This window comes from Streptomyces sp. NBC_00414, assembly GCF_036038375.1.
In the GTDB taxonomy this organism is placed as follows: Bacteria; Actinomycetota; Actinomycetes; order Streptomycetales; family Streptomycetaceae; genus Streptomyces.
In genome coordinates this window covers 4,321,829-4,347,263 of the sequence record NZ_CP107935.1, presented here as the reverse complement: position 1 = coordinate 4,347,263, position 25,435 = coordinate 4,321,829, and the positions used below count along the sequence as shown (strand labels likewise).

Annotated in this window: 21 protein-coding genes, 1 tRNA gene and 1 riboswitch; of the genes, 13 read left to right on the top strand and 9 right to left on the bottom strand. The window is 69.9% G+C overall.

The window, feature by feature from the left end; genetic code table 11:
• The first annotated feature begins 30 nt into the window (after positions 1 to 30).
• Positions 31 to 201: riboswitch (cyclic di-AMP (ydaO/yuaA leader) on the top strand.
• Positions 202 to 205: 4 nt separating this feature from the next.
• From OHS59_RS18625 to OHS59_RS18595, 7 genes are all read left to right on the top strand, one after another.
• Positions 206 to 910 carry a transglycosylase family protein gene (locus tag OHS59_RS18625; protein WP_328494534.1) on the top strand — a complete coding sequence of 235 codons (705 nt, stop codon included), beginning with the start codon at positions 206 to 208 and terminating at the stop codon, positions 908 to 910.
• A 444-nt stretch (positions 911 to 1,354) separates the two neighbouring features.
• Positions 1,355 to 2,635, top strand: a complete 1,281-nt coding sequence (gene eno, locus OHS59_RS18620) for a phosphopyruvate hydratase (protein ID WP_443061463.1) — start codon at positions 1,355 to 1,357, stop codon at positions 2,633 to 2,635.
• 105 nt (positions 2,636 to 2,740) lie between these two features.
• Positions 2,741 to 3,217 (top strand): FtsB family cell division protein, encoded by a 477-nt coding sequence (locus OHS59_RS18615; protein ID WP_328494532.1) that lies wholly within the window; start codon positions 2,741 to 2,743, stop codon positions 3,215 to 3,217.
• A 42-nt stretch (positions 3,218 to 3,259) separates the two neighbouring features.
• A complete protein-coding gene (locus tag OHS59_RS18610; protein WP_328494531.1) occupies positions 3,260 to 3,781 on the top strand; it encodes a DUF501 domain-containing protein in 522 nt (173 codons plus the stop codon).
• 257 nt (positions 3,782 to 4,038) lie between these two features.
• A complete protein-coding gene (locus OHS59_RS18605; RefSeq protein ID WP_328494530.1) occupies positions 4,039 to 4,980 on the top strand; it encodes a Ppx/GppA phosphatase family protein in 942 nt (313 codons plus the stop codon).
• 482 nt (positions 4,981 to 5,462) lie between these two features.
• On the top strand, positions 5,463 to 6,845 hold the full coding sequence (locus OHS59_RS18600) for an NAD(P)/FAD-dependent oxidoreductase (protein WP_328494529.1): 1,383 nt from the start codon (positions 5,463 to 5,465) through the stop codon (positions 6,843 to 6,845).
• Positions 6,846 to 7,367: 522 nt separating this feature from the next.
• Entirely contained in the window at positions 7,368 to 8,666 is a 1,299-nt protein-coding gene (locus tag OHS59_RS18595) for a cyclopropane-fatty-acyl-phospholipid synthase family protein (protein WP_328494528.1), read from the top strand.
• A gap of 70 nt (positions 8,667 to 8,736) precedes the next feature.
• On the opposite strand, the gene OHS59_RS18590 is transcribed toward OHS59_RS18595, so the two are convergent.
• Positions 8,737 to 11,265, bottom strand: coding sequence for an ABC transporter permease (locus tag OHS59_RS18590; protein WP_328494527.1), 2,529 nt, complete (start codon positions 11,263 to 11,265; stop codon positions 8,737 to 8,739).
• A gap of 334 nt (positions 11,266 to 11,599) precedes the next feature.
• Entirely contained in the window at positions 11,600 to 12,370 is a 771-nt protein-coding gene (locus OHS59_RS18585; RefSeq protein WP_328494526.1) for an ABC transporter ATP-binding protein, read from the bottom strand.
• 394 nt (positions 12,371 to 12,764) lie between these two features.
• Here OHS59_RS18585 and OHS59_RS18580 point away from each other — a divergent pair.
• The 3 genes from OHS59_RS18580 (at position 12,765) to OHS59_RS18570 (ending at position 15,346) form a co-directional block, all read left to right on the top strand.
• Positions 12,765 to 12,847: transfer RNA gene (locus OHS59_RS18580), tRNA-Leu, on the top strand.
• A 225-nt stretch (positions 12,848 to 13,072) separates the two neighbouring features.
• Positions 13,073 to 14,248 (top strand): 4-hydroxybenzoate 3-monooxygenase, encoded by a 1,176-nt coding sequence (locus tag OHS59_RS18575; RefSeq protein WP_328494525.1) that lies wholly within the window; start codon positions 13,073 to 13,075, stop codon positions 14,246 to 14,248.
• A 198-nt stretch (positions 14,249 to 14,446) separates the two neighbouring features.
• On the top strand, positions 14,447 to 15,346 hold the full coding sequence (locus tag OHS59_RS18570) for a Bax inhibitor-1/YccA family protein (RefSeq protein WP_328494524.1): 900 nt from the start codon (positions 14,447 to 14,449) through the stop codon (positions 15,344 to 15,346).
• Positions 15,347 to 15,525: 179 nt separating this feature from the next.
• Here OHS59_RS18570 and OHS59_RS18565 read toward each other — a convergent pair whose 3' ends face one another.
• Positions 15,526 to 15,756: a DUF4287 domain-containing protein gene (locus OHS59_RS18565; RefSeq protein ID WP_328494523.1), complete on the bottom strand. Its 231-nt coding sequence runs from the start codon at positions 15,754 to 15,756 to the stop codon at positions 15,526 to 15,528.
• Positions 15,757 to 15,860: 104 nt separating this feature from the next.
• Here OHS59_RS18565 and OHS59_RS18560 point away from each other — a divergent pair, with 104 nt between their 5' ends.
• Positions 15,861 to 16,172 (top strand): hypothetical protein, encoded by a 312-nt coding sequence (locus OHS59_RS18560; RefSeq protein WP_328494522.1) that lies wholly within the window; start codon positions 15,861 to 15,863, stop codon positions 16,170 to 16,172.
• Positions 16,173 to 16,201: 29 nt separating this feature from the next.
• On the opposite strand, the gene OHS59_RS18555 is transcribed toward OHS59_RS18560, so the two are convergent.
• The 3 genes from OHS59_RS18555 to OHS59_RS18545 all read right to left on the bottom strand — a co-directional run bounded on the left by OHS59_RS18555 (position 16,202) and on the right by OHS59_RS18545 (position 19,826).
• Positions 16,202 to 16,993, bottom strand: a complete 792-nt coding sequence (locus OHS59_RS18555) for a hypothetical protein (RefSeq protein ID WP_328494521.1) — start codon at positions 16,991 to 16,993, stop codon at positions 16,202 to 16,204.
• A 283-nt stretch (positions 16,994 to 17,276) separates the two neighbouring features.
• On the bottom strand, positions 17,277 to 18,497 hold the full coding sequence (locus OHS59_RS18550; protein ID WP_328494520.1) for an acetyl-CoA C-acetyltransferase: 1,221 nt from the start codon (positions 18,495 to 18,497) through the stop codon (positions 17,277 to 17,279).
• A 312-nt stretch (positions 18,498 to 18,809) separates the two neighbouring features.
• On the bottom strand, positions 18,810 to 19,826 hold the full coding sequence (locus OHS59_RS18545) for an SGNH/GDSL hydrolase family protein (protein ID WP_328494519.1): 1,017 nt from the start codon (positions 19,824 to 19,826) through the stop codon (positions 18,810 to 18,812).
• Positions 19,827 to 19,971: 145 nt separating this feature from the next.
• Here OHS59_RS18545 and OHS59_RS18540 point away from each other — a divergent pair, with 145 nt between their 5' ends.
• Positions 19,972 to 21,363 carry a cystathionine beta-synthase gene (locus tag OHS59_RS18540; protein ID WP_328494518.1) on the top strand — a complete coding sequence of 464 codons (1,392 nt, stop codon included), beginning with the start codon at positions 19,972 to 19,974 and terminating at the stop codon, positions 21,361 to 21,363.
• 617 nt (positions 21,364 to 21,980) lie between these two features.
• Positions 21,981 to 23,090, top strand: a complete 1,110-nt coding sequence (locus tag OHS59_RS18535) for a hypothetical protein (protein WP_328494517.1) — start codon at positions 21,981 to 21,983, stop codon at positions 23,088 to 23,090.
• A 33-nt stretch (positions 23,091 to 23,123) separates the two neighbouring features.
• On the opposite strand, the gene OHS59_RS18530 is transcribed toward OHS59_RS18535, so the two are convergent.
• The 3 genes from OHS59_RS18530 to OHS59_RS18520 form a co-directional block, all read right to left on the bottom strand.
• On the bottom strand, positions 23,124 to 23,558 hold the full coding sequence (locus OHS59_RS18530) for a hypothetical protein (RefSeq protein ID WP_328494516.1): 435 nt from the start codon (positions 23,556 to 23,558) through the stop codon (positions 23,124 to 23,126).
• 124 nt (positions 23,559 to 23,682) lie between these two features.
• The gene (locus OHS59_RS18525; protein WP_328494515.1) at positions 23,683 to 24,615 is read right to left on the bottom strand and encodes an ABC transporter substrate-binding protein; all 933 of its coding nucleotides are present in this window, start codon (positions 24,613 to 24,615) and stop codon (positions 23,683 to 23,685) included.
• A gap of 156 nt (positions 24,616 to 24,771) precedes the next feature.
• Positions 24,772 to 25,434, bottom strand: a complete 663-nt coding sequence (locus OHS59_RS18520) for an ABC transporter permease (RefSeq protein ID WP_328494514.1) — start codon at positions 25,432 to 25,434, stop codon at positions 24,772 to 24,774.
• Position 25,435 lies beyond the last annotated feature (1 nt).

Below are 25,435 nucleotides of genomic sequence, written 5' to 3'. Positions count from 1 at the left end.
ATCCTGCCAACGGCCGTACGGGAACAGTCGACGCGTAAAGCGCCGTAGGCAGGAGCGGGGGACCCAAGGTAAGTGCCGGAACCGGTCGTCGAGACCGGGAACGGCTTGGGGTTAAGCCGCGTGACAGCAGTGTCACGCGGCCGGGCAACTCACTCGGCCCGAACCCGACAGCTCACCTCGCAGGCGTCGGTGAGGGGATCACTTCATGCTGCTTTCGAACAAGGGCAAGCACCGTCGCCCGTCCAAGGCCACCCGTATCGCCACGCTGGCCGGTGTCACCACCGCCGCCGTCGCCGTCCCGCTGATGGGCGCCACGGGAGCCTCCGCCGCCACCGCCTCCGAGTGGGACACCGTCGCCCAGTGCGAGTCCGGCGGCAACTGGTCGATCAACACCGGCAACGGCTACTACGGCGGCCTGCAGTTCTCGTCCTCCACCTGGGCCGCGTACGGGGGCAGCTCGTACGCCTCCACCGCCGACCAGGCCTCCAAGTCCCAGCAGATAGCCGTCGCCGAGAAGGTTCTCGCGAGCCAGGGCAAGGGTGCCTGGCCGAGCTGTGGCGTAGGCCTGTCCGGTGCCTCGACCGGTGGCGGTTCGGCTCCCGCGGACTCGAACTCGAACGGTTCCGGCCAGAGCACCACGCAGCCGCAGCCGCAGAACTCGCAGTCCTCCGAGGAGCGCGCCTCGCGTTCCCAGGACCGTCCGGCCGCGAAGAAGACCGTCGAGACCCCGACCGGCAAGAAGGTCGAGAAGGGTGACGGCGAGTACAAGGTCGTCAAGGGCGACACCCTCAGCGAGATCGCCGCGAAGGAGAAGGTCAAGGGCGGCTGGGCGAAGCTCTACAAGCTGAACGACGACATCGTCGACGACGCCGACTTCATCTTCCCGGGCCAGCAGCTGCACCTCAGCTGACCCCCGAGCAGCCGCGCCGCGGCTGACCCCCGGCGGTCGCACCCCCCCACTTCGGTAGTGCGGACGGCACCTTCCGGCCGAGGCCCTGGCCGCTCAGCCTCGGCCGGAGTTCCGGTCCGCGACCGGATCGCGACTGAACCACAGCGCTCTCACATCCGTGTCCTCCATAGTGGAGGTCCCGTGAGGGCCACCCCCGTCCCCCACGGGCCCCCGCTCCGGTGCGTGTTCCCCCGTACGCACCGGGGCGGGGTTTTTTCTTGCCGCTTTACCGCCTCGCTTTGTTCCGTTCGGAAACAATTTCCTCTCGGTTCCGTCCAGGGGGCGGTCGAGGGCTGGCCGATCCCCGGCAGCCGGTTAGGCTCATCCCGCGGGGCCACCACGGCCTGCGCGCAACCGGGCCTCCGGCCCGGCACAGCTTGTGTCACATCCCAGAAGGAGATGCTCGTGCCGTCCATCGACGTCGTCGTAGCCCGGGAAATCCTGGACTCCCGAGGCAACCCCACGGTCGAGGTCGAGGTCGGCCTCGACGACGGCAGCACGGGTCGTGCCGCCGTTCCGTCCGGTGCCTCCACCGGTGCCTTCGAAGCAGTCGAACTGCGTGACGGAGACCCCAACCGCTACCTCGGCAAGGGTGTCGAGAAGGCCGTCCTCGCCGTCATCGAGCAGATCGGCCCGGAGCTCGTCGGCTACGACGCCACCGAGCAGCGCCTCATCGACCAGGCGATGATCGACCTGGACGCCACCGACAACAAGGGCTCGCTCGGCGCCAACGCCATCCTCGGCGTCTCCCTCGCCGTCGCCCACGCCGCCTCCGAGGCCAGCGACCTGCCGCTCTTCCGCTACCTGGGCGGACCGAACGCGCACCTGCTGCCCGTCCCGATGATGAACATCCTCAACGGTGGGTCGCACGCCGACTCCAACGTCGACATCCAGGAGTTCATGATCGCCCCGATCGGCGCGGAGTCCTTCTCCGAGGCCGTGCGCTGGGGCGCCGAGGTCTACCACACCCTCAAGAAGGTCCTGAAGAGCCGCGGCCTGTCCACCGGCCTCGGCGACGAGGGCGGCTTCGCCCCGAACCTCGGCTCCAACCGCGAGGCCCTCGACCTGATCGTCGAAGCCATCAAGGAAGCCGGCTACACCCCCGGCGCGCAGGTCGCCCTCGCGCTGGACGTCGCCGCGTCCGAGTTCTACAAGGACGGCAAGTACGAGTTCGAGGGCAAGTCCCGCTCGGCCGCCGAGATGACCGAGTACTACGAGGAGCTCGTCGCCGCGTACCCGCTGGTCTCCATCGAGGACCCGCTGTACGAGGACGACTGGGCCGGCTGGAACGTCATCACCGAGAAGCTGGGCGACAAGGTCCAGATCGTCGGCGACGACCTCTTCGTCACCAACCCCGAGCGCCTCGCCCGCGGCATCGAGGAGGGCTCCGCCAACGCCCTGCTCGTCAAGGTCAACCAGATCGGCTCGCTGACCGAGACCCTGGACGCCGTCGAGATGGCCCAGCGCAACGGCTTCAAGTGCATGATGTCCCACCGCTCCGGCGAGACCGAGGACGTCACCATCGCCGACCTCGCGGTCGCGGTGAACTGCGGCCAGATCAAGACCGGCGCCCCGGCCCGCTCGGACCGCGTCGCCAAGTACAACCAGCTGCTGCGCATCGAGGAGATCCTCGACGACGCCGCGGTGTACGCGGGCCGCTCGGCGTTCCCGCGCTTCAAGGGCTGACCCCGCAGGGGCTGACACCCTTGTAGGAAGCGTCGTACGTACGTCCCCGTACCCGGTCCCGTACCGTGTGCGGGGACGTACGCACGTATCGGGGAGGCGGGACAGATGGCTGTGAAGGACCGTGACCGGTTCTCCACCGCGACCAGGCTGCGGGCGCTCGGCGAGCAGACCGCCGCCCGTGTCTACCGCTCCCAGACCAAACGCCAGGCGCGCCGCTCGCGGCTGACCGGCCGGGCGGCGCTCCTCGCCCTCGTCCTGTGCTCGCTCGTCGTGGCCCTCGCCTATCCCATAAGGCAGTACGTCTCCCAGCGTGCCGAGGTCGCCGATCTGCAGCGCGAGCGCGAGCAGGCCCGCGAGCGGGTCGAGGAACTGCGCGACCTGAAGACGCGGTGGCAGGACGACGCGTACGCCGAGCAGCGCATCCGGGAGCGGCTGCACTACGTGATGCCGGGCGAGACCGGCTACATCGTGATCGACCCCGACGTGGCGAAGAAGACGCGTACGGATCAGACGGCGGCCGACCGGTCCTGGTACGCCAACGTCTGGGACGGCGTCGACAAGGCCGACGCCTCCGACCAGTGAACCGACCTCCGTCGACCGACCAGAAAGACACAGACCCAAGGCATGGAAACGCCCCCGCCGTCCACTCCGCGCACCGAGCCCACCGACGCGGACGTCGAGGCCTTCAAGCAGCAGCTCGGGCGGCCGCCGCGCGGGCTGCGCGCGATCGCGCACCGCTGTCCGTGCGGGCAGCCTGACGTCGTCGAGACGGCTCCCCGTCTGCCCGACGGGACGCCGTTCCCGACGACGTACTACCTGACGTGCCCGCGCGCGGCCTCCGCCATCGGCACGCTGGAGGCGAACGGCGTCATGAAGGAGATGACGGAGCGTCTCGCCACGGACCCCGAGCTGGCCAAGGCCTACCGGGCCGCGCACGAGGACTACATCGCCCGCCGTGACTCCATCGAGGTGCTCGAAGGATTTCCGAGCGCGGGCGGGATGCCGGACCGGGTGAAGTGCCTGCACGTGCTGGTCGGGCACTCCCTGGCCGCGGGCCCGGGCGTGAACCCGCTCGGCGACGAGGCGATCGCGATGCTGCCGGAGTGGTGGCGCAAGGGGGCGTGTGTCGTGCCGACGGCTGGGTGAACCGGGTGGCTCGGGGCGCGTTGTCGGCTGCGGGCCCGGTGGGGGCGGGCCCAAAAGATTGCGCAGTTCCCCGCGCCCCCAGGTACCTGGGGGCGCGGGGAACTGCGCAAAAGGGGGCGAGGGGGCGCAGCCCCCATGCGGTGACGATGGGGGTCCCCCGGTCGAGCGAAGCCGAGACTGGGGGAGGGTAGGGGCGGCGGGGGCGAAGAACCCTGCGGGGACCGGCCGCCGAACGATCGCAACAGGAGACCACTGTCATGACTCGTGTCGCCGCCGTCGACTGCGGTACCAACTCGATCCGGCTGCTCGTCGCGGACGCGGACCCGCGGACCGGCGAACTCGTCGACCTGGACCGCCGCATGACGATCGTGCGGCTCGGCCAGGGAGTCGACCGCACGGGCCGGCTCGCCCCCGAGGCCCTGGAACGGACCTTCGCGGCCTGCCGCGAGTACGCCGCGGTCATCAAGGAACTCGGCGCCGAGCGCCTGCGCTTCGTGGCCACCTCCGCCTCCCGCGACGCCGAGAACCGCGACGACTTCGTCCGCGGAGTCCTCGACATCCTGGGCGTGGAGCCCGAGGTCATCTCCGGCGACCAGGAGGCCGAGTTCTCGTTCACGGGCGCCACGAAGGAGCTGACGGGCCGTGACGACCTCGCCAAGCCCTACCTCGTGGTGGACATCGGCGGCGGCTCCACCGAGTTCGTCGTGGGCGACGACCACGTGCGGGGCGCCCGCTCGGTGGACATCGGCTGCGTACGGATGACGGAACGGCACCTCGTGCGGGACGGCGTGGTCACCGACCCGCCCACCGAGGAGCAGGTCCGGGCGATCCGCGCCGACATCGAGGCGGCCCTCGACCTCGCCGAGGAGTCCGTGCCCCTGCGGGAGGCCCGCACGCTCGTCGGGCTCGCCGGATCCGTCACCACCGTCTCGGCGATCGCCCTGGAGCTGCCGGAGTACGACTCCGAGGCCATCCACCACTCCCGGGTCTCCCTGGAGCAGGTCCGCGCAATCACCGAGCGGCTGCTCGCGGCCACGCACGCCGAGCGCGCGGCGATCCCCTCGATGCACCCGGGGCGCGTCGACGTCATCGGCGCAGGCGCCCTCGTACTCCTCGCGATCATGGAGCGGACCGGCGCTCGGGAGGTCGTCGTGAGCGAGCACGACATCCTCGACGGCATCGCGTGGTCCGTGGCCTGATCCGGCCCCGGTCCGACCCACGTCCGGCGCCCGGTTCGGACCCCTCTTCGCTACCCGTTGGTAGCCTCGGCTGAGCAGTTCCAATGACGTATGAGCGCACTTGAGGGGCCTGGAGAGGGCTCGGAAACGACCTCTCCGACACCCCGGCGGAAAACTTCGTGAAGTTCTTCACAAGAGAATCGGCCCTGCTGGGGGAGGTTTTCCTCCTTCCGGGTCCTCAAGGGCTCCCGGAGGAGTCCGGTCCATGATCAACGGGCTGTTTCGGGGATGCTGCGATCGTATGAAGAGGGGTACTGGTCCAAGGGGCCCGAAAGGCCGGAGTGGCAGCTCAGGCGGCATTGACAACGGCCCGCGACGCACGCTGGTTCCCCTGCCGGACCATGACCTGGGTCACGTGGGCCGCGCAGTGTAACAGAGGGTGTGAAGGAGCTTGTGAAGGGGCGCACGAGCGACCCCCCTGGGGCGGGTGGATACTCGATGGCATGAGCACCACGGAGCGTCCCAGGATCCTCGTAGTAGGCGGTGGGTACGTAGGCCTGTACGCAGCTCGGCGCATCCTCAAGAAGATGCGCTACGGCGAGGCGACCGTCACGGTCGTCGACCCCCGGTCGTACATGACCTACCAGCCCTTCCTCCCCGAAGCAGCCGCAGGCAGCATTTCGCCTCGGCACGTCGTCGTCCCGCTGCGACGCGTGCTGCCCAAGGCGGAAGTCCTCACCGGCCGGGTCACGACCATCGACCAGGACCGCAAGGTCGCCACGATCGCCCCCCTCGTGGGCGAGGCGTACGAGCTGCCTTTCGACTACCTCGTCATCGCGATGGGCGCGGTCTCCCGCACCTTCCCGATCCCCGGCCTCGCCGAGCAGGGCATCGGCATGAAGGGCATCGAGGAGGCCATCGGCCTGCGCAACCACGTGTTGGAGCAGCTCGACAAGGCCGACTCCACGACCGATGAGGATGTCCGCCGCAAGGCGCTCACCTTCGTCTTCGTCGGCGGTGGCTTCGCAGGCGCGGAGACCATCGGTGAGGTCGAGGACATGGCCCGGGACGCCGCGAAGTACTACAACAACGTGTCCCGCGACGACATGCGCTTCATCCTCGTCGACGCCGCGGACAAGATCCTTCCCGAGGTCGGCCCCAAGCTCGGCCAGTACGGCAAGGAGCACCTCGAAGGACGCGGGGTCGAGGTCTATCTCTCCACCTCCATGGACTCCTGCGTCGACGGCCACGTGGTCCTGAAGAACGGCCTCGAGGTCGACTCCAGCACGATCGTGTGGACCGCCGGCGTCAAGCCCAACCCGGTGCTCTCCCGCTTCGGCCTGCCGCTCGGTCCCCGTGGTCACGTGGACACCGGGACGACCCTCCAGGTGCAGGGCACGGACTACATCTGGTCCGCCGGCGACAACGCCCAGGTGCCGGACCTCGTCGGCCGCAAGGCCGGCAACGAGAACGCCTGGTGCCCGCCGAACGCCCAGCACGCGCTGCGTCAGGCGCGGGTCCTCGGTGACAACGTGATCTCCGGTATGCGGGGCTTCCCGCAGAAGGAGTACAGCCACGCCAACAAGGGTGCGGTGGCCGGGCTCGGGCTGCACAAGGGCGTCGCGTTCATCGTCGTGGGCAAGATGAAGATCAAGCTCAAGGGGCGGCTGGCCTGGTACATGCACCGTGGTTACCACGGGCTGGCCATGCCTACCTGGAACCGGAAGATCCGGGTCTTCGCTGACTGGACGCTGGCTGTGTTCCTGAAGCGTGAGGTCGTCTCGCTCGGTGCGATGGAGACTCCTCGTGAGGAGTTCTACGAGGCGGCGAAGCCGGCGCCGGTTCCTGCCGTCGCCAAGACCGAGGAGAAGGCCAAGGCCTCCTGACCTCCGGTCACCGTCCCACCCGCTCTGCCCGAAGGGGCCTCCCGCCATCCGTGGTGCGGGAGGCCCCTTCGGCGTTTCTTCCTCGCCCCCGCCGCCCTTACCCTTCCCGTCACCGCATGGGGGCTGCGCCCCCTCGCCCCCGTATCGCGCTGCGCGCTCGTCCTCAAACGCCGGACGGGCTGAAAGATCCGCCGGGCGGCTTGAAGACCTTGCCGGACGGGCTGAAAGATCGCCAGGTGGCCCGAAGACCTTGCCGGGCGGGGGCTGGAAGATCCGCCGGGCGGGCTGGAAGGTGTCGGTGCGGTCGTGGGGGCTTCAGCCCGTCCGGCGTTTGAGGACGAGCGCGTCAGCGCGATGGGGGTCTGGGGGCGCAGCCCCCGGGGGACAGACACCACCCGGTTAGTACGTGGTGTCTGCATGTATTTTGCTCGAACATGACGCTTTCGCGGGACTGCGCTCCGGGCCCGTTGGTGTTTACGTGGTGTTGGAGTTTGTGAATTCCTCGTCACGGAGGTGTGCGTCATGCAGGACGCGGCGCTTCGGCTCAAGGCGCTGGTGGAACAGTTGCTGGGAGCTCCGCTCCCGGTGCGGATTCGTGCCTGGGACGGTTCGGAAGCGGGACCGCCGGGCACACCCGTGCTCGTCGTACGGAACCGGCGGGCCCTGCGCCGACTCCTGTGGAAGCCGGGGGAATTGGGCCTGGCCAGGGCCTGGGTCGCCGGGGACCTCACGGTGGACGGCGATCTGTACGCGGTTCTGGACGCGGTGGCCGAGATGGTCTGGGAGCGCGGCGAGGACGCCAGGACCCTGGCGCAGGCCCTGCGGGACCCCGACGTACGGTCCGGAGTGCGCGGGCTCGTGAAGATGGCGGGCTCGCCCCTGCCACCCGCCCCGCCCCGCGAGGAGGTGCGCAGACGTTCCCAGCTCTCCCATCTGCACACCAAGCGCAGCGACCGGCGGGCCATCAGCCACCACTACGACGTCGGCAACGACTTCTACGAGATCGTCCTCGGACCGTCCATGGTCTACTCGTGCGCCTACTGGGAGTCCCCGGACGGCACGCTTGAGGACGCCCAGCGCGACAAGCTCGGGCTCATCGCCCGCAAGCTGGAGCTGAAGCCGGGCATGCGGCTGCTCGACGTGGGCTGCGGCTGGGGCTCGATGGCCATCCACGCGGCCCGCGAGCACGGCGTGAGCGTCGTCGGCGTGACACTGTCCCAGGAACAGGCCGCGTACGCCCGTAAGCGCGTCGCGGAGGAAGGGCTCACCGACCGGGTCGAGATCCGCGTCCAGGACTACCGGGACGTCAGCGACGGGCCGTACGACGCCATCTCCTCCATCGGGATGGCCGAACATGTCGGCAGCGACCGCTATCTGGAGTACGCGCGGGACCTGTTCGCCCTCCTCAAGCCGGGCGGACGGCTCCTGAACCACCAGATCGGGCGCCGGCCGTGGCGCGACGAATCGGCGTACGAGATCAACGGGTTCATCGACGCGTACGTCTTCCCGGACGGGGAGCTCGCGCCGATCGGCGAGACCGTGACCCAGTTGGAGAGCGCCGGGTTCGAGGTCCGGGACGTCGAGTCGATCAGGGAGCACTACGCGCTCACCCTGCGCCGCTGGGTGGCCCGCCTGGAGGCGGACTGGCCGCGGGCCGTCCGGCTCACCAGCCCCGGCCGGGCCCGCGTCTGGCGCCTCTACATGGCCGCCTCGGCGCTCGCCTTCGAGCGCAACCGCATCGGTGTCAATCAGGTACTCGCGGTGCGTACACCCGGCTCCGGCGCGTCGGGCATGCCGCTGCGGGCCCGTACCTGGAACTGAGCGGACGCATGCGGAGGGGGCCCGTTCCGTCCGGAACGGGCCCCCTCCGCATGCCGGTTGCGCGGGATGCCTATTCGGACTTGATCGCCGACAGCATGTTCAGGCGGGCCGCGCGCCGGGCGGGCCAGAGGGCGGCCAGGACACCGACCACCGCCGCCAGGAGCAGGAAGACACCCATCCGGCCCCAGGGCAGCACCATCTCGTACGTCGGCATGCTGGAGCCCGCCAGTTCACCGGCGGCCCAGCCGAAGAACACGCCCAGGCCCACGCCGAGCACCCCGCCGAAGAGGGAGATGACCAGGGACTCCAGACGGACCATCCGCTTGATGCCCTTGCGGTCGAGGCCGATCGCGCGGAGCATGCCGATCTCCTGTGAACGCTCGAAGACGGACATGGCCAGGGTGTTGATGACACCGAGGACGGCCACGATGACGGCCATCGCCAGCAGGCCGTACAGCATGTTCAGCATCAACGTGATCATCTGCGCGATCTCGTTGGAGACGTCCTGCTTGTCCTGGACCTTGACGGCCGGGTTGTCGCCGAGCGCCTTCTCCAGGCGGTCCTTGGTCGCGTCGGACGGGCCGCCGGAGGTCTTCAGCATGACCTGCGAGTCGCCCGGGTCCGTCTGGTTCGGGGCGAGGGTCGCGATGTCGACCATGATGCCCCGGATCATCTCGTTGCCCTCGTAGACACCGGCGACCGTCAGCCGCTGCTTCTTGTCGTCCTCGTACGAGGCCGAGAACGTCGAACCGGCCTTCCAGCCGTGGTCCTCGGCGGTGTCCTTGTCCACCACCACCTGGGTGCGGCTGACCTTGAAGGAGCCGTTTTCGATCTTCAGATCGGTCAGGGCGCCGATCGTCGAACCCTTCACACCGGTCACGTACTCGGTCTCGCCGTCGATCCGCGCGGGTGCGTCACGCATGGGGCTGATGGCGGTGACGCCGTCGGTCGCGGCGAGCTTCTTCGCGACGTCAGGCGAGAGGGAGTTGAAGTTCGCCATCGAGACCACGTAGTCCGCCTTCAGCGCGGACGTGGCCATCTTGTCGATCCCCTTCTGCAGGCTGCCCGCCATCACCGTCATACCGGTGATCAGGGTCAGCCCGATCATCAGGGCGGAGGCGGTGGCCGCGGTGCGGCGCGGATTGCGTACCGAGTTCTGGCGGGCCAGCTTGCCCGAGACTCCGAAGATCCGCAGGACCGGGGCGGCGCTCGCGATCAGCGGGCGGGACAGCAGGGGGGTGAGGATGAAGACGCCGATGATCAGCAGGCACGCGCCGAAGCCCATCGGGGCCTGGCCGTCCGACGCCTTCAGCGTCGTGGCGTAGAGGACGACGGTGACGCCGGCCGCCGCTACCAGGGCACCGAAGGTGTTGCGCAGCACCAGCGACTTGGTGGTCGCGGTGGCGTGCACGCTGCTCATCGCCGCGACCGGCGGGATCTTCGCGGCGCGGCGGCCCGGCAGCCAGGCGGCCAGCATCGTGATCAGGATGCCGACGGCGAACGACGTGCCGACAGTGCCCGGCGTGATGACGAGCGGTCCGGCCGGCACCGTGGCGTCCAGCAGGCCCATGAGGGCGCGCAGGCCCGCGCCGATGCCGATGCCGGCGAGCAGGCCCGAGACGGCGGCGACCGCGCCGACCAGGAAGGCTTCGAGGAGCACCGAGCGGGTGACCTGCTTGCGGGAGGCGCCCACCGCGCGCAGCAGCGCCAGCTCCTTGGTGCGCTGGGCGACCAGCATGGTGAAGGTGTTGGCGATGATGAACGTGCCGACGAACAGGGCGATGCCGGCGAAGACCAGCAGGCCGGTCTTGAGGCCGCTCATCTCGGCCTCGATCATCTCGGCCTGGTCGTCGGCGAGTTCCTGGCCGGTCGTGGTGGAGGTGATGTCCTGCGGGAGGATCTTTTCGAGGTTCGCCAGGAGTGCGGTCTGGCTGGTGCCCGGGGCCGCCTTCACGTCGATCTCGTCGTACGCGCCGGTCCGGTGGAAGAGCTGCTGCGCGGTGGCCGTGTCGAACAGGGCCAGGCTGCCGCCGGCGGCGACGTTGCCGTCGTCCGTGGTGAAGATCGCGGTGACGGTGGGCGTGAGGACCGGGCCGTCGATCGAGAGCCGAACGGTGTCGCCGACCTTGTAGCCGGCGCGCTCGGCCGTCTTGGCGTCGATGGCGACCTCGTTCTTGCCGGCCGGGGCCTTGCCGCTCTTCAGCGGGTAGCGGGGGTCCTTGTCGCCCCAGTGGTTGCCGCCCTGCGACTGGAAGCCGCCGCCGATGAGTTTGCCGTCCTTGTCGGCGATGGCGGTGAAGCCGCCGACGACGCCTATGGCGGACTCGGCGCCGGGGGCCTTGGCGGCCTTGTCCAGCAGTGCCTGGGTCAGCTCGGGGTCCTTGCCGAGCTTGTCGCCCTCGTCCTCCGCGGACTTCGGCTCGACGGCCACGTCGACCTGGTCGAAGCCCTTCGAGGAGCTCTTCTGGTACGCGTCCGAGATGGTGTTGGTGAAGACGAGGGTGCCGGAGACGAAGGCCACGCCCAGCATCACGGCGAGCACGGTCATCAATAGCCTGGCCTTGTGCGCCAGCACGTTGCGCAGGGCGGTACGGAGCATGTCTTCTCAGTCCAGGTGAGGTTGGTGGGCGGGGCGAGGTCGGCTGCCCGCCGATGAGGGCTTGTCGCGCAGTTCCCCGCGCCCCTGACGAGTGGGGGCGGGTCGGCGTGTCGAGTGCGGGTCGGTGGAGGTTGAGCGCGCCGTTCCCCGCGCCCCCAAAAAGGCGACGGGCGGATGGTTCGGTGCGGGTCGGTGGGGGCTGGCCGCGCCGTTCCCCGCGCCCCTGAAGCGGTGGGTCGTGGCCCTTCAGGGGCGCGGGGAACGGCGCGCCCAGCTTTCACCGCCCGCAGGCGATGTTCGGGGTCAGGCCGGGGCGGTGAAGAAGAGCGCGCCCCTAACTGGTGCGGCCCTTCGCGTCGAAACGCTTCATGCGGTCCAGCACCGAGTCCGCCGTCGGCGCGTGCACCTCGTCCACCACACGCCCGTCGGCCAGGAAGATCACCCGGTCCGCGTACGCCGCGGCCACCGGGTCATGGGTGACCATGACCACGGTCTGCCCCATCTCCCGTACGGAGTTGCGGAGGAAGCCGAGAACCTCCGCACCCGACCGCGAGTCCAGGTTCCCGGTCGGCTCGTCGCCGAAGATGATGTCCGGGCGGGACGCCAGCGCACGCGCCACGGCCACCCGCTGCTGCTGGCCGCCGGAGAGTTCGGAGGGCCGGTGGGAGAGCCGGTCGGACAGTCCCACCATCTCGATGACGCGGTTCAGCCATTCCTTGTCCGGCTTGCGGCCGGCGATGTCCATGGGGAGCGTGATGTTCTCCAGGCCGGTGAGCGTCGGCAGCAGGTTGAACGCCTGGAAGATGAAGCCGATCTTGTCCCGGCGCAACTTCGTCAGCTGCTTGTCCTTGAGGGAGCCGAGCTCGGTCTCACCGATGCGGACCGAGCCGGAGGAGAAGCTGTCCAGCCCCGCGACGCAGTGCATCAGCGTGGACTTGCCGGAGCCGGAGGGGCCCATGATCGCGGTGAACTCGGCCTGCCGGAAGTCGACGGAGACCCGGTCCAGAGCGACCACCTGGGTCTCCCCCTGTCCGTAGACCTTCGACAGTTCCGTGGCGCGGGCGGCCACCGTGGTGGTCCGTTCGGCGAGGGGAGTGGTGGTCACGGAAGGGTGCTCCTTGTCGGTACGACGACGAGTGGACGACCGTTCCATCGTCGGCGCTGATCCACGCCGTGTAGTCACCCCCTGTTCCGGTTCCGAGGGGGGACTCGGGTCGGACCGCGCGGCTCCGTGTCATACCTGGGGATGACCCGCACCCCCGAGAGAGGGGAAATGGCGACGGTTCGTCAGGTTCCGCTCGTTCGGGCGGTGAAATCACGTCATTCCCCGGGGGCCGTCCCGCGCCCGTCGAAACGCACGTGGCATGTGCGGATGGCGCATACCGTGGGCTGATGCACCCTCAGACGCCAATAAAATAAGACAACATCGGGTCGCCCCACCGCTGTTCGGGGGATCTGTCCCGATAGGCTCGGGGGACTCGAAGCGGAGTACATGGCCTGCCCGGATGGTGGAATGCAGACACGGCGAGCTTAAACCTCGCTGCCCTTAACGGGCGTACCGGTTCAAGTCCGGTTCCGGGCACCTCCGACACTTCAGCCCTTCCCGGCGTATCGCGATGAAGGGTGCATCCTTCATTGAAGACTTCACCACTCGACCGTTGACAGCGGGTCCCGCTCGTCGGAGACTCACGTCGGGAAAGCGGTGAATAAAACTTCACTCAGCGAACAAAGGGCGAACAGTGGCGAGCCCCGGCGAACCGCGCCGGCGGCACTCACGGGAGTCGTCGGAACGCGAAGGGGCGTGTCGATGCGTACCACCGTCGGGATCATCGGGGCCGGACCCGCCGGCCTGTTGCTGGCGAGGCTGCTGCACAACGCGGGGATCGACTCCGTCGTACTGGAGAGCCGGGACCGGGCGTACGTGGAACAGCGCCAGCGTGCCGGAATCCTGGAGCAGGGGACCGTGGACGTGCTGCGCGCCGCGGGCGCCGGTGCCCGTATGGACCGCGAGGGGCTGCGCCACGACGGCATCGAGCTGCGGTTCGCGCGCAGACGCCACCGCGTGGACTTCCCCGGCCTCACCGGCGGGCGGTCCGTGATGGTCTACGCCCAGACCGAGGTGTGCAAGGACCTCATCGCGCTGCAGCTCAAGGAGGGCGGACCGCTGCTCTTCGAGGCGGAGGCGCTGGCCGTGGAGGGGGCCGACACCGGCAGCCCCCGGGTGCGCTTCCGGCACGAGGGCCGCGAGGACGTCCTGGAGTGCGCGTACGTCGTCGGGTGCGACGGCTTCTGGGGCGTGGCCCGCAAGGCGATCCCCGAGGAGCTCACACAGGTCTTCGAGCGGACGTACCCCTTCGGGTGGCTGGGGATCCTCGCCGACGTGCCCCCGTCGCACGACGAGCTCGTCTACGCCCGTCACGACCGCGGTTTCGCCCTGCTGTCCATGCGCTCGCCCGTCGTCTCGCGGCTCTACCTCCAGGTGCCCGAGGGGACGGACGCCGAGTCGTGGAGCGACGAGGAGATCTGGGACGAGCTGGAGCGCCGCTTCGAGACGGACGACGACTGGCGGCTGGCGAGAGGGCCCATCACCTCCAAGTCCGTCACGCCCATGCGCAGCCACGTGCACGAGCCGATGCGTCACGGGCGGCTCTTCCTGGCCGGGGACGCCGCCCACATCGTGCCGCCGACCGGCGCCAAGGGCCTGAACCTCGCGGTGGGTGACGTCGTGACCTTCGCGCGGGCGCTGGCGCACCACGAGGAGACCGGGTCCGGCGAGCTGCTCGACGCCTACTCCGAGACCTGCCTGCGGCGGGTGTGGCAGGCGGAGCGGTTCTCGTACGAGATGACGACGCTGCTGCACCGCTCGCCCGGCGCGACGCCCTTCGAGGACCGGATCCAGCTGGCCGGGCTGGAGCGGCTCGCCTCCGCGCGCGCCGCCGAGCAGGACCTCGCCGAGGGGTACACAGGCTTCCCCCTGGAGTGATGCCTGGAGTGAAACACCCCTGGCGGGGGAACCGGACCGGTACGTACCGGCGTTCTACAGGTGCGGGGGAATGCCGGGGTGAGACCCGGTGTTCCCGGTCACAAGAGGGGAAAGATCCTCCCCAGGCACTAGATGCATTCTTTTGCCTACCCATTACTCTTGAGCCAAGGCCGCGCAAGGTGGCCATGGAGGAGTGAAATGAGGAGCAGCAACCCGGTCTTCTCGCGACGGGGGTTCAGCCGCGACAACGGCTACGCGGGCTTCAACGCGGCGCCGCAGGCCGGGGGCCCCGCTGTCGGAACGCAGGGGAACCCGTACGCACAGGGTGCCCCCGGTGCCCCGCAGAGCGGCAACCCGTACGCGCAGAATCCTTACGCTCAGCAGGGCCTTCAGCACGGCGCACCGCCGCAGGCCCCGCCCGCCGCCGGCCGCATGACGATGGACGACGTCGTCGCGCGGACGGCCATGACCCTCGGTACCGTCACCGTCGGTGCCGTTCTCGCCTGGGTCCTGCTGCCGGTCACGTCGACCAGCTTCGGCCTGGCCATCGGCTCGGCGCTCATCGCGATGGTCTTCGCGCTGATCCAGGCCTTCAAGCGCAAGGCCTCACCCGCGCTGATCCTGGCGTACGCCGCCTTCGAGGGCGTTTTCCTCGGCGTGATCAGCGAGATGTACAACAGCAGGTGGTCCGGCGCGCCCTTCCAGGCAGTGCTCGGCACCATGGCGGTCTCCGGCGCCACCCTGCTGATCTACAAGGCGGGCTGGATCCGCGTCACCGCCCGGTACGCGCGCATCGGTATGGCCATCGCCATCGCCTTCGTGCTCGTCATGGCGGTCAACCTGCTGCTGGTCGTCTTCGGTGTCGCCGACGACGGCGGGCTGCGCAGCATGGGCCCGCTGGGCGCGATCGTCGGCATCCTGGCGATCGTCCTGGGCGCGTTCTTCCTGACGCTCGACTTCAAGCAGATCGAGGACGGCATCGCCTATGGCGCGCCGCGTGACGAAGCGTGGCTGGCCGCGTTCGGTCTGACCATGAGCCTCGTCTGGATCTACCTGGAGATGCTGCGTCTGGTGGCCATCTTCAGCGGCAACGATTAGCTCTTCGCGGTAAGCGGGGGGCTGGGCACGGTGACCGACCTGAGGGTCGGCTGTGGCCGGCCGCGCAGTTCCCCGCGCCCCTTACGGGGCCCGGCCACCGCTTGAAGATGAAGGGCCCCGCGAACTTCGGTTCGCGGGGCCCTCCATTCTTCTTCGGTGCCGGAGCAGCGAGGGTGCGCTCAGCGCAGGTTGCGCGCTGCCCTCCTCAGGTCGTACTCGTGGATGATCGCCTTGGCGTGGCCGTACGCGAGGTCGTGCTCGGCACGGAGCCAGCTGACCTTCTCCTCGAAGCGGAAGAGAGCGGGGCCTTCGTCGACGGTGCGCAGCCAGTCGGAGATCTCACGACCGGTGCAGTGGGGGATGCGGGCGAGCAGGTTGCGATGGGTCTCCGCGGAGAAGACTTGGGACATCGGCGCCTCCGGACGCAAAGGGGATGTAAGCCGGTCCTTCACGCCACCGTGCCTGAGGGTTCGGTCGTTGGCAACAGTCCGGTTGCGACGCGTAGTCTCGCGACGTGCTTGATACGACGCCGCTGACCCGTGCCGTGGATCATTTCGCCGACCGGTTGCGGGCCGCGCCGCAGAGCCGGCTGCAACGGGGGGCCGCCGCCGAGGCACTGGGCCTGGCCAGGGAGTTGTCCCTGCGCGCCCAGCGGCTGGAGGACCCCGGGCAGGCCCCTCGGGAGATGCCGGACGCGGGCATGTTCGCGTCGGCGGACCAGATCACGGTGGCCGTGCACGACCTGGCACTCGTACTGAGGACCGAGGCGGAACTCGCGGAGGCACTGGTGCTCGTGGAGGAGGCGCAGAAGAGGGCGGGCGTCTGAGCCGGGCGCGTACGGTCGCGCTCCGGTGCCTACAGCGAGGCTATGACCCGGTCCGCGAGGACGTAGACGTTGTCCTGGCCGCACTCGAAGGTGAGGGCGTAGGCGCCCGAGACTCCCGAGCCGCCCAGCAGGACCGGCGGGTGGCCGGTGCGCAGGGACTCGGCGAGGCGTTCGGCGGTCTCGCGGTGGCCCGGGGTCATGCAGAGGGTGGTGCCGTCGGCGAAGACGTACACGTCGAGAGTGCCCAGCGGTCCGGGGCGCACGTCCGCCAACTCGGTGCGGGAGTCGGCCAGTTCCTCAAGGCAGGACACCGTACGTTCGTGGTCGTTCACCATCGGTGACTGGACCGGGACGAAGTCCGGGTGCGAGGGGTGGCGTCGGCGGGCCGCGGCCAGCTCGGGGGAGTCCCCGGAGAACTCGTCGGTGTCGGCGGCCGGTTCGGTCACCGGCTCCAGGTGTTCGAGGCCGATGAAGTCCGACTGGCGCGGCAGGAACAGCTCGCTGTCGGGCAGACCGAGCAGGGTGGGCGCGTCGCCGGCGTCACGTGCCTCCTGGGCGGCCCAGAACGCGCGCGCCTCGGCGAGCTCACGCTCGCGCTCCTCGGCGAGGGCCTCGGCCACGGCGGCGCGTATCTCGTCGGCGTCCGCGGATCCACGGGCGGCCGGTACGAGGCCGTTGAGGGCCGTGGAGCGGCTTCTGGCGAGCTCGGTGTGCAGGGCGGCCACCTGCCGGCGCAGGGCCAGCAGGGTGCGCAGAACGGCGACGCCCACGGCCGTGGTGGTGGCTGTGGCGAGCAGCAGAGCGAGAAACGTGGTGCTCACTGACGTACTCCCGGTTCAAAGTCGACCCCCGACTTCCTACATCAGCTTGAAGGGCGGACTAACCAGCTGTCAGTGCGTAACGTCACGAAAGGGACAGGACTTTAGCCCTGACGTTTAGTTGCGTAGTGGCTCTGACCTGCATAAATCCCTCGCCGAAGGGAGTTAGGTCACATCCTGGGGGAGATTCGATCACAAAACGACCCAGAGTCCCGGTGGGTGCGGGGCTCCGGGCCGTTTCGTTCACACTGCGTTCAACTCCGGTTACAGGAACTGTGCTTCGGGATCAGCCCAGGCGCTCGATGACCATCGCCATGCCCTGGCCGCCGCCCACGCACATCGTCTCCAGGCCGAACTGCTTGTCGTGGAACTGGAGGGAATTGATGAGCGTGCCGGTGATGCGGGCGCCGGTCATGCCGAAGGGGTGGCCGACGGCGATCGCGCCGCCGTTCACGTTCAGCTTCTCCAGCGGGATCTCCAGGTCGCGGTAGGACGGGATCACCTGGGCGGCGAACGCCTCGTTGATCTCGAACAGGTCGATGTCGCCGACGGTCAGACCCGCGCGCGAGAGGGCCTGCTTCGACGCCTCCACCGGGCCCAGGCCCATGATCTCGGGGGAGAGGCCGGTGACACCGGTCGAGACGATCCGGGCCAGCGGGGTCAGGCCCAGCTCGCGGGCCTTCGTGTCCGACATGATCACGAGGGCGGCGGCGCCGTCGTTGAGCGGGCAGCAGTTGGCCGCCGTGACCATGCCGTCGGGGCGGAAGACGGGCTTGAGGCCCTGGACGCCGTCCAGCGTGACGCCGGCGCGGGGGCCGTCGTCCTTGCTGACGACCGTGCCGTCCGGGGTGGTCACCGGGGTGATCTCGCGCTCCCAGAAGCCGTTCTTGATGGCTTCCTCGGCGAGGTTCTGCGAGCGGACACCGAACTCGTCCATGTCCTGGCGGGTGACGCCCTTGATCCGGGCGAGGTTCTCCGCGGTCTGGCCCATCGCGATGTACGCGTCCGGGACGAGGCCGTCCTCGCGCGGGTCGTGCCAGGACGCGCCCTCGCTCGCGGCGACCTCGGCGGTGCGGGCCTCCGCGTCCGCGAAGAGCGGGTTGTGGGTGTCCGGGAGGCTGTCGGAGTTGCCCTTCGTGAAGCGGGACACCAGCTCGACGCCCGCCGAGATGAAGACGTCGCCCTCGCCGGCCTTGATGGCGTGCAGGGCCATGCGGGTCGTCTGGAGCGAGGAGGAACAGTAACGGGTGATCGTGCAGCCGGGGAGGTGGTCCATGCCCATCTGCACGGCCACGATGCGGCCGAGGTTGTTGCCCTGCTCGCCGCCGGGGAGGCCGCAGCCGAGCATCAGGTCCTCGATGTCCTTCGGATCGAGCTCCGGGACCTTGGCGAGGGCCGCCTGGATGATGGTGGCGGTCAGGTCGTCGGGGCGCAGGTCCTTGAGGGAGCCCTTGAATGCGCGGCCGATGGGGGAGCGGGCGGTCGAGACGATCACGGCTTCGGGCATCTACGGCTCCATTGACGTCGCGGGGGATGTGGGCGGACCTGGTTGGGAAGCTACCCGTCCGTATGGGTGAGGTCACGGGTGCGACGGTGTGACTCCGACCGCACTTTCCAAGCGCTTGCTTTTTCCTCGCTGCCCGTCCCTGCCCTGGGGGCTGCGCCCCCAGACCCCCTGTCGCGCTTCGCGCTCGTCCTCAAACGCCCAACGGGCTGACATCTCAGCCCGTCCGGCGTTTGAGGACAAGGGGGGCGAGGGGGCGCAGCCCCCATGCGTGGACGGGAACAAGTAGGGGGTGGCGGGGGCGAGAAGCGCCCCTCAGGCGGTTGTCGGGGCCGGGTCCGAAGCGGGAACCCTCCGGCGGCGGCGGCGCTTCAGGAGCGCCCAGGGGCCGCGCGGACCCGTGGGCATCGCCGCCGCCACCTCCGTACCCGGCTCCGAAGCCGCCTCCACGGCCGCTCGGGCCACCGGAAGGAACCCCTCCCGGCGGGAGACGTCCGGCCGCTCCTCCTCCGCCGGCCACAGCCCCAGCGCGGCGCACACCGTCGGCAGCACGGCCATCGCCGCCGTCGCGTACCCCTCCGCCGACGGGTGGTAGTTGTCGGGCCCGAACAGCTCCCGCGGGTTCTCCGCGAACTCGGGCCCCAGCAGGTCGCCCAGCGACACCGTCCGCCCGCCCTGCTCGACCGTGCCGATCGTCTGCGCCGCCGCCAGCTGACGCGAGGCCCGCCGCGCGAACCACCGCAGCGGCCGGTGGACCGGCTCGATCGTGCCCAGATCCGGACAGGTGCCGACGATCACCTCGGCACCGGCGGTACGCAGTCGGCGTACCGCGGCCGAGAGATGACGGACCGACCGCGTCGCCGGCATCCGGTGCGTCACGTCGTTCGCGCCGACCATGATCACGCACACCTCGGGCAACCCGTCCGGATCCCCGAGGACCAGCCTGACCTGGCGGTCCAGGTCGTCCGACTGGGCGCCGGGCAACGCCACGTTCCGGAGTCGCACCGGCCGCTCCGCCACCGCCGCGAGCCCGGACGCCAGCAGCGCACCCGGTGTCTGCCGGGCCCGGTGCACCCCCTGCCCCGCCGCCGTCGAGTCACCGAGCATCGTCAGGCGCAACGGTTCCTCAGAACCGGCGTACGCATACCCGTACAGTCCGTCCGCGCTCGGTGGATGGGGACTTCGTCCGTGGCCCACCTGCCGCTTCGCCAGATGCACCTCGGCCAGCACCACTCCGACCGTCGCCGCGCCCAGCAGCCCGATCCCGCCGCCGCCGTACGCCGCGCCCGCCGCGATCCGCCGTGCCACCCTCGCCCTCGACAAGCTCGACATGCGAAGCCGCCACCTCCTCTTAGCCGTACACCCACTCCTTGCCCCGTACAGACCGTCGGTCAATCTCAACGCGGTGTGAACGCCCAGGAGGGGCTTAGGCTGACGGAACCATCCCGACCATTTCTTTTCAGCTCCGGAGACAACGGTGCAATTCCACGACTCGATGATCAGTCTCGTCGGCAACACCCCGCTGGTGAGACTCAACAGCGTGACCGCCGGCATCCAGGCGACCGTCCTCGCGAAGGTCGAGTACTTCAACCCCGGCGGGTCCGTGAAGGACCGCATCGCCCTGCGCATGATCGAGGCCGCGGAGAAGAGCGGCGAGCTCCAGCCGGGCGGCACGATCGTCGAGCCGACCAGCGGCAACACGGGTGTGGGCCTTGCCATCGTGGCCCAGACGAAGGGCTACAAGTGCATCTTCGTGTGCCCCGACAAGGTGAGCACCGACAAGATCAACGTGCTGCGCGCGTACGGGGCCGAGGTCGTCGTCTGCCCGACGGCGGTGGACCCCGAGCACCCCGACTCGTACTACAACGTCTCCGACCGGCTGGTCCGTGAGACGCCCGGGGCCTGGAAGCCCGACCAGTACTCCAACCCCGACAATCCCGCCTCGCACTATCACTCCACCGGCCCTGAGCTGTGGACGCAGACGGAGGGGCGGATCACGCACTTCGTCACGGGCGTGGGGACCGGCGGCACCATCTCCGGGACCGGCCGGTACCTGAAGGACGCCAGCGACGGCAAGGTCCAGGTCGTCGGCGCCGACCCCGAGGGGTCCGTCTACTCCGGCGGCTCCGGGCGCCCGTATCTCGTCGAGGGCGTCGGTGAGGACTTCTGGCCGACCGCGTACGACCGGACCGTCGCCGACGAGATCGTCGCCGTGTCCGACAAGGACTCCTTCCAGATGACCCGGCGCCTCGCCAAGGAGGAGGGCCTGCTCGTCGGCGGCTCCTGCGGCATGGCCGTCGTGGCCGCGCTGCGGGTGGCCGAAAGGCTCGGCCCCGACGACGTCGTGGTCGTCCTGCTGCCGGACAGCGGTCGCGGGTACCTCAGCAAGATCTTCAACGACGAGTGGATGGCCGACTACGGCTTCCTGGAGGACGAGGGCCCCAGCGCCCGCGTCGCCGACGTCCTCAGCGACAAGGTGCACGGCGCCATGCCGCAGCTCGTCCACATGCACCCCGACGAGACGGTCGGCGAGGCGATCGAGGTGCTGCGCGAGTACGGCGTCTCGCAGATGCCCATCGTGAAGCCGGGCGCCGGACACCCGGACGTGATGGCCGCCGAGGTCGTGGGCTCCGTCGTCGAACGGGAACTGCTCGACGCGCTGTTCACCCAGCGGGCCTCCCTGACCGACCCGCTGGAGAAGCACATGTCGGCGCCGCTGCCCCAGGTCGGCTCCGGTGAGCCGGTGGGCGACCTGATGACCGTGCTCGGCGCCGCCGACGCCGCGATCGTCCTCGTCGAGGGCAAGCCGACCGGAGTCGTCAGCCGGCAGGACCTGCTGTCCTTCCTGGCCAAGGGTGGACGGCAGTAGGACCTCCGGTGAACCGCGCGCGCCGGAGGGGGACTTGCGGTGTGAGCGGTCACGGCGGAACTTCGTGGAAGTGGTACGAGCGCGTCACGTCCACGCAGCACACGCTTAACACGGCTACGGCACATTGGTGGATGTCGGCAAGGGCGAACAGGGGTCACCTCCCAGGCGTTCAGCACGGGGAAAGCTTCCCGCCCCGCCGGCACCAGAACGGCGCCAAGGACCTCCGGAGCGGCTCCCGGACCTCCATGGACGCCAACGGACGCGCAGCTCGGCCCTGACCCGGCTCGCGTCCCTCGCGGGGACCGCCGTCGTCCCGCCCCCCGGCAACGGGGGTGCGGCGGTCCCCGCGCAAGCTCACGAAGGGCCCGGTACCCGGCAGGTACCGGGCCCTTCGGTGTTCTCCCGCTGTGCCGCCGCCGTGGCGGCGGTCGTGTTCGGGCCGGTTCCGGGCCCTCGGCCCGGCCGACCCTTTACTTCTCGGCGCCGTCCGGCGGACAATGTCCGCCCCCACCTGCACCAGACGGAACAGCGCACCCCTCCCCCCACTCCCCTGACCGTCCAGTCACCGGAGCCATGGAGAAAGGTGCGCCTTGCGACGTGCCACGGTCCTCACTCGCTTGTTCGGTGGTACCGCGCTCGTCGCGGTCGCCGTCGCGGTCGGTCTCGCTCTCGTGCGGCCCGGCGCGCCCACCCCCAGGTGGGACATCATCGGCGCTCTCGGGATCGCCGCGACGGCCACCGGCGCATGGATGCTCGCGTGCCGGGTGGCTCCCGGAGTGCGGGCCGACCCGCCGGTACCGCCGCAGACGTCCGTCCCGCGCTCGCTGCGCAAACCGCCCCACGACTGGGGCCTGGCAGCGGGCGCGCTACTGACGATCGTCACTCCGCTCGCCTTGCTGCGCCTCGGATCCGTCCGGTACGAGGGGCCGCTGACGGCGTTCGTCGGCACCCTCGTCACAGGCCTCGCCCTCGTGCCGCTCGGCTACGTCGCGGGCGACCTGCTGGGGCACCGGCTGGGCTCCCGCCAGCGCGTTCTGCACGCGGACGCCGCCGCGGGGCAGGTGCACGCCGTGCGCGTACGGATCGGGGCGCCCGTCTGGAAGCGGTACGAGAAGCGCGGCGACAAGCCCGGCACGATCCGGACCGAGCACACGCACTGGCTCGAAGTGTCAGCGGCCGAAGGCGGAGCCCCGGTTCGGATCCACCCGATGGACCCGGCGGGCGGCGGCACCGGTCTGACGCGCGCCACCACGGATCTGCTGCAGGCCGGGCTTCGACTCGGCGGCCATGAAGCATGGATGTGCCTGCCGACGCGCTGGAAACTGATCGAGAAAGGACTCCCCGTGGCGCTCGTCGCCGACACCGGTCACGTGGTGTGGGGGGAACTCTCCCGAGACGTCGCCCGGCCGTACCTCGCCGACCCCGGCAACGGCGCTTCCGTCAACCTGCGTGCCACCTCGCCCGACCGCCCGAGCCGCACCCTCGGCGGACGCGCGAAGTTCCGCCCGGATCTGCACGGACACCAGCTCGGCCGGCTGCTCGGCGCGGTCGTACTGATCGCACCAGTACTGCTCGGCGCGGTGGCGGGCCTTCCCGGCCTGTTGCTCTGCCTCGGCGCGGCGGTCGCCGTGGCCGCCTCCGGCCGGAGTGTCACGGGCCGCGCCCGGGAAGTACCGGGCGCGATCGGCTGGACGCTCCGGGAGAGCCGGGACCCGGCGATCAGGTAGACAGCCCGCGAGACGGAACAGCGGTCCGCCGCGTCACCCGTCCCAGTCCGAGTCGGGCTTGTTCCTGCGCCGTCCGAAGAAGCTCGGTGACAGGCGCGCGGCCTGGACCACGTTGACCCCCACGATGCCCGCCCAGGCGACCAGCAGGCCGGGCAGCTGGGCGACCCCGCCGCCGATGGCGGACAGGGGGATCGCGAGGACGAGGGAGACGATCCCGAATCCGAAGCGCTCGCCCCAGGAGTCCGAGGACCCCTGTGGGGAGCGCGCGTCCCGGGCCACCACCATCTGCTGTTCCGCGAGCTGGCGGCGCACCCGGCGGTCGACCGCGCCGTCCAGGCGCTGTTCGACCTTTTCCAGGAACGAGTCGACCAGCGCGGACTCGTATTCGGCGCCCAGTTCCTTGCGTGCGTGCAAGGTGGCGTCGAGTTCCTTCTTGAGTTCGGCGTCGCGGGCTTCCATTCCGGTCATGAGGTCCACGGTAGGGAGCCGGCGCCGGCTTGGCACGGGGGTTAGCCCCCCTGTCCGCTTGGGCTCCTCCCCACCGGTCCCGGCCCCGGCCGGCAGGCACCGTTCGCCCCGCCCGGTCGGGCTGTCAGGCGGTCAGGCCCTTCTCCTTCGCGTAGTCGTCCGCCACGTCCTCCGGGTCCTTCTTGTCCTTGTCGACCTTGCGGTTCAGCTCGGTCAGGTCCGCCGTGGTGAGGACGTTGCCGAGTTCGGCGAGGGCCTTGCGGACCGTCGAGTCGGCCCTGCGGTCCGCGACGAGGGGGACGATGTGCTGGCCCGGGATCAGGTTCTCCGGGTCGGTGAGGACGACCCACTTGTTGGCCACGATGTCGGTGTCCGTGGTGAAGAGGTTCGCCACGTCCACGTCGCCCTTCTTCAGGGCGCCCTTCACCAGCGGCCCCGAGGAGTCGAGGGACTTGAACTCCTTGAACTCGACCCCGTAGCGGTCCTTCAGGCCCACCACGCCGACCTCGCGCTTCTTCACCTCGGGCGCGGCGCCGATGACGAGCTTGCCGTTCTGCTTCTTCAGGTCGGCGAGCGAGGACAGGCCGTACCTCTCCGCGGTCTCCCGCGTGACGACGAACGCGTCCGAGTCCTCGGCCTTGCCGTAGGGGAGCACCTGGAGTCCGGCGGGCAGCGCCATCGCGAGGGCGTTCTGCATCTCGCCCTCCTCGGTCTCCCTCGACTTGGGGGAGAGGTAGTGAAGGAGGGCGCCCTGGTACTCGGGGAGCAGGTCGATGTCGCCGCCCTTGAGCGCGGGGATGAGGATCTCGCGGGTGCCGAGGTTCGGGCGGACCTTCGTCTTCACACCGGCGGCCTCCAGCACGGCCGCGTAGAGGAAGCCGAGGACCTGGTTCTCGGTGAAGTTGGCGGTCCCGATGGTGATGCCGTCCTTGCTCGACCCGCCACCACCGCCACCACCCCCGTCTCCGTCGAGCGAGGTGATCCCACTGCTGCACGAGGCAAGGACGGGAACGGAGGCGGCGGCGAAGATCCCGCCGAGAAGGGTACGTCGGTTCATGGGGATGCTCCTGAGGGGGAGTGACGAGGATCGAGGGGGCCGCGCCCGGTTCTTCGAGAGGGCCGCGGTCGGTGCTTTCAGGGGCGCGGGGAACTGCGCGACCAGCCACGGCGGACCCGCAGATGAAGTCCGGCCGGCGGCGGCACAGGGCAACGCCTACGCCGGCCGATGCCGGAACAGCACCCGCTGCACCCCGCTCAGCGCGAGGTCGAGCACGACGGCGACCAGAGCGACCAGCACCGCCCCGCCGAGCACCTGCACAAGATCCCGCTGGGCGAGCCCGTCGAACACGTACCGGCCGAGCCCGCCGAAGGACACGTACGCGGCGATGGTCGCCGTGGCCACCACCTGGATCAGCGCCAGCCGCAGCCCCGTCATGATCAGCGGCAGCGCGAGAGGGAGTTCCACCTGGAGGAGGACCTGGTGCCAGCGCATGCCCTGCCCGCGCGCCGCGTCCTTCACGTCCGGATCGACGGCCGTCATCCCCGCGTACGTGTTGGTCACGATCGAGGGGACCGCGAGGGCGACCAGCGCCACGTACACCGGCCACATCGACAGGCCGCTGGCCAGGAAGACCAGCACGACCAGGCCGACGGTCGGCAGGGCACGGCCGAAGGACGCGAGGTTGATGGCGAGGAACGCGCCGCGGCCGGTGTGGCCGATCAGCAGGCCCAGCGGGAGGGCGATCACGGTCGCCACGAGGGTGGCGAGCAGCGAGTACTGGAGGTGTTCGGCGAGGCGGTGGCCGATGCTGTCGGGGCCGGTCCACTGCTCGCTGTCGACGAGCCAGCCGCCGAGGTTCTTGAAGAGTTCGTACATG

Coding starts and splice junctions, on each gene's coding strand:
- OHS59_RS18550 (WP_328494520.1), bottom strand. CDS start 18,497: ATGCCCGAAGCCGTGATCGTCTCGACCGCCCGCTCCCCCATCGGCCGC.
- OHS59_RS18600 (WP_328494529.1), top strand. CDS start 5,463: ATGAGCACCACGGAGCGTCCCAGGATCCTCGTAGTAGGCGGTGGGTAC.
- OHS59_RS18545 (WP_328494519.1), bottom strand. CDS start 19,826: ATGTCGAGCTTGTCGAGGGCGAGGGTGGCACGGCGGATCGCGGCGGGC.
- OHS59_RS18605 (WP_328494530.1), top strand. CDS start 4,039: ATGACTCGTGTCGCCGCCGTCGACTGCGGTACCAACTCGATCCGGCTG.
- OHS59_RS18570 (WP_328494524.1), top strand. CDS start 14,447: ATGAGGAGCAGCAACCCGGTCTTCTCGCGACGGGGGTTCAGCCGCGAC.
- OHS59_RS18595 (WP_328494528.1), top strand. CDS start 7,368: ATGCAGGACGCGGCGCTTCGGCTCAAGGCGCTGGTGGAACAGTTGCTG.
- OHS59_RS18625 (WP_328494534.1), top strand. CDS start 206: ATGCTGCTTTCGAACAAGGGCAAGCACCGTCGCCCGTCCAAGGCCACC.
- OHS59_RS18590 (WP_328494527.1), bottom strand. CDS start 11,265: ATGCTCCGTACCGCCCTGCGCAACGTGCTGGCGCACAAGGCCAGGCTA.
- OHS59_RS18610 (WP_328494531.1), top strand. CDS start 3,260: ATGGAAACGCCCCCGCCGTCCACTCCGCGCACCGAGCCCACCGACGCG.
- OHS59_RS18565 (WP_328494523.1), bottom strand. CDS start 15,756: ATGTCCCAAGTCTTCTCCGCGGAGACCCATCGCAACCTGCTCGCCCGC.
- OHS59_RS18525 (WP_328494515.1), bottom strand. CDS start 24,615: ATGAACCGACGTACCCTTCTCGGCGGGATCTTCGCCGCCGCCTCCGTT.
- OHS59_RS18530 (WP_328494516.1), bottom strand. CDS start 23,558: ATGACCGGAATGGAAGCCCGCGACGCCGAACTCAAGAAGGAACTCGAC.
- OHS59_RS18575 (WP_328494525.1), top strand. CDS start 13,073: ATGCGTACCACCGTCGGGATCATCGGGGCCGGACCCGCCGGCCTGTTG.
- OHS59_RS18615 (WP_328494532.1), top strand. CDS start 2,741: ATGGCTGTGAAGGACCGTGACCGGTTCTCCACCGCGACCAGGCTGCGG.
- OHS59_RS18520 (WP_328494514.1), bottom strand. CDS start 25,434: ATGTACGAACTCTTCAAGAACCTCGGCGGCTGGCTCGTCGACAGCGAG.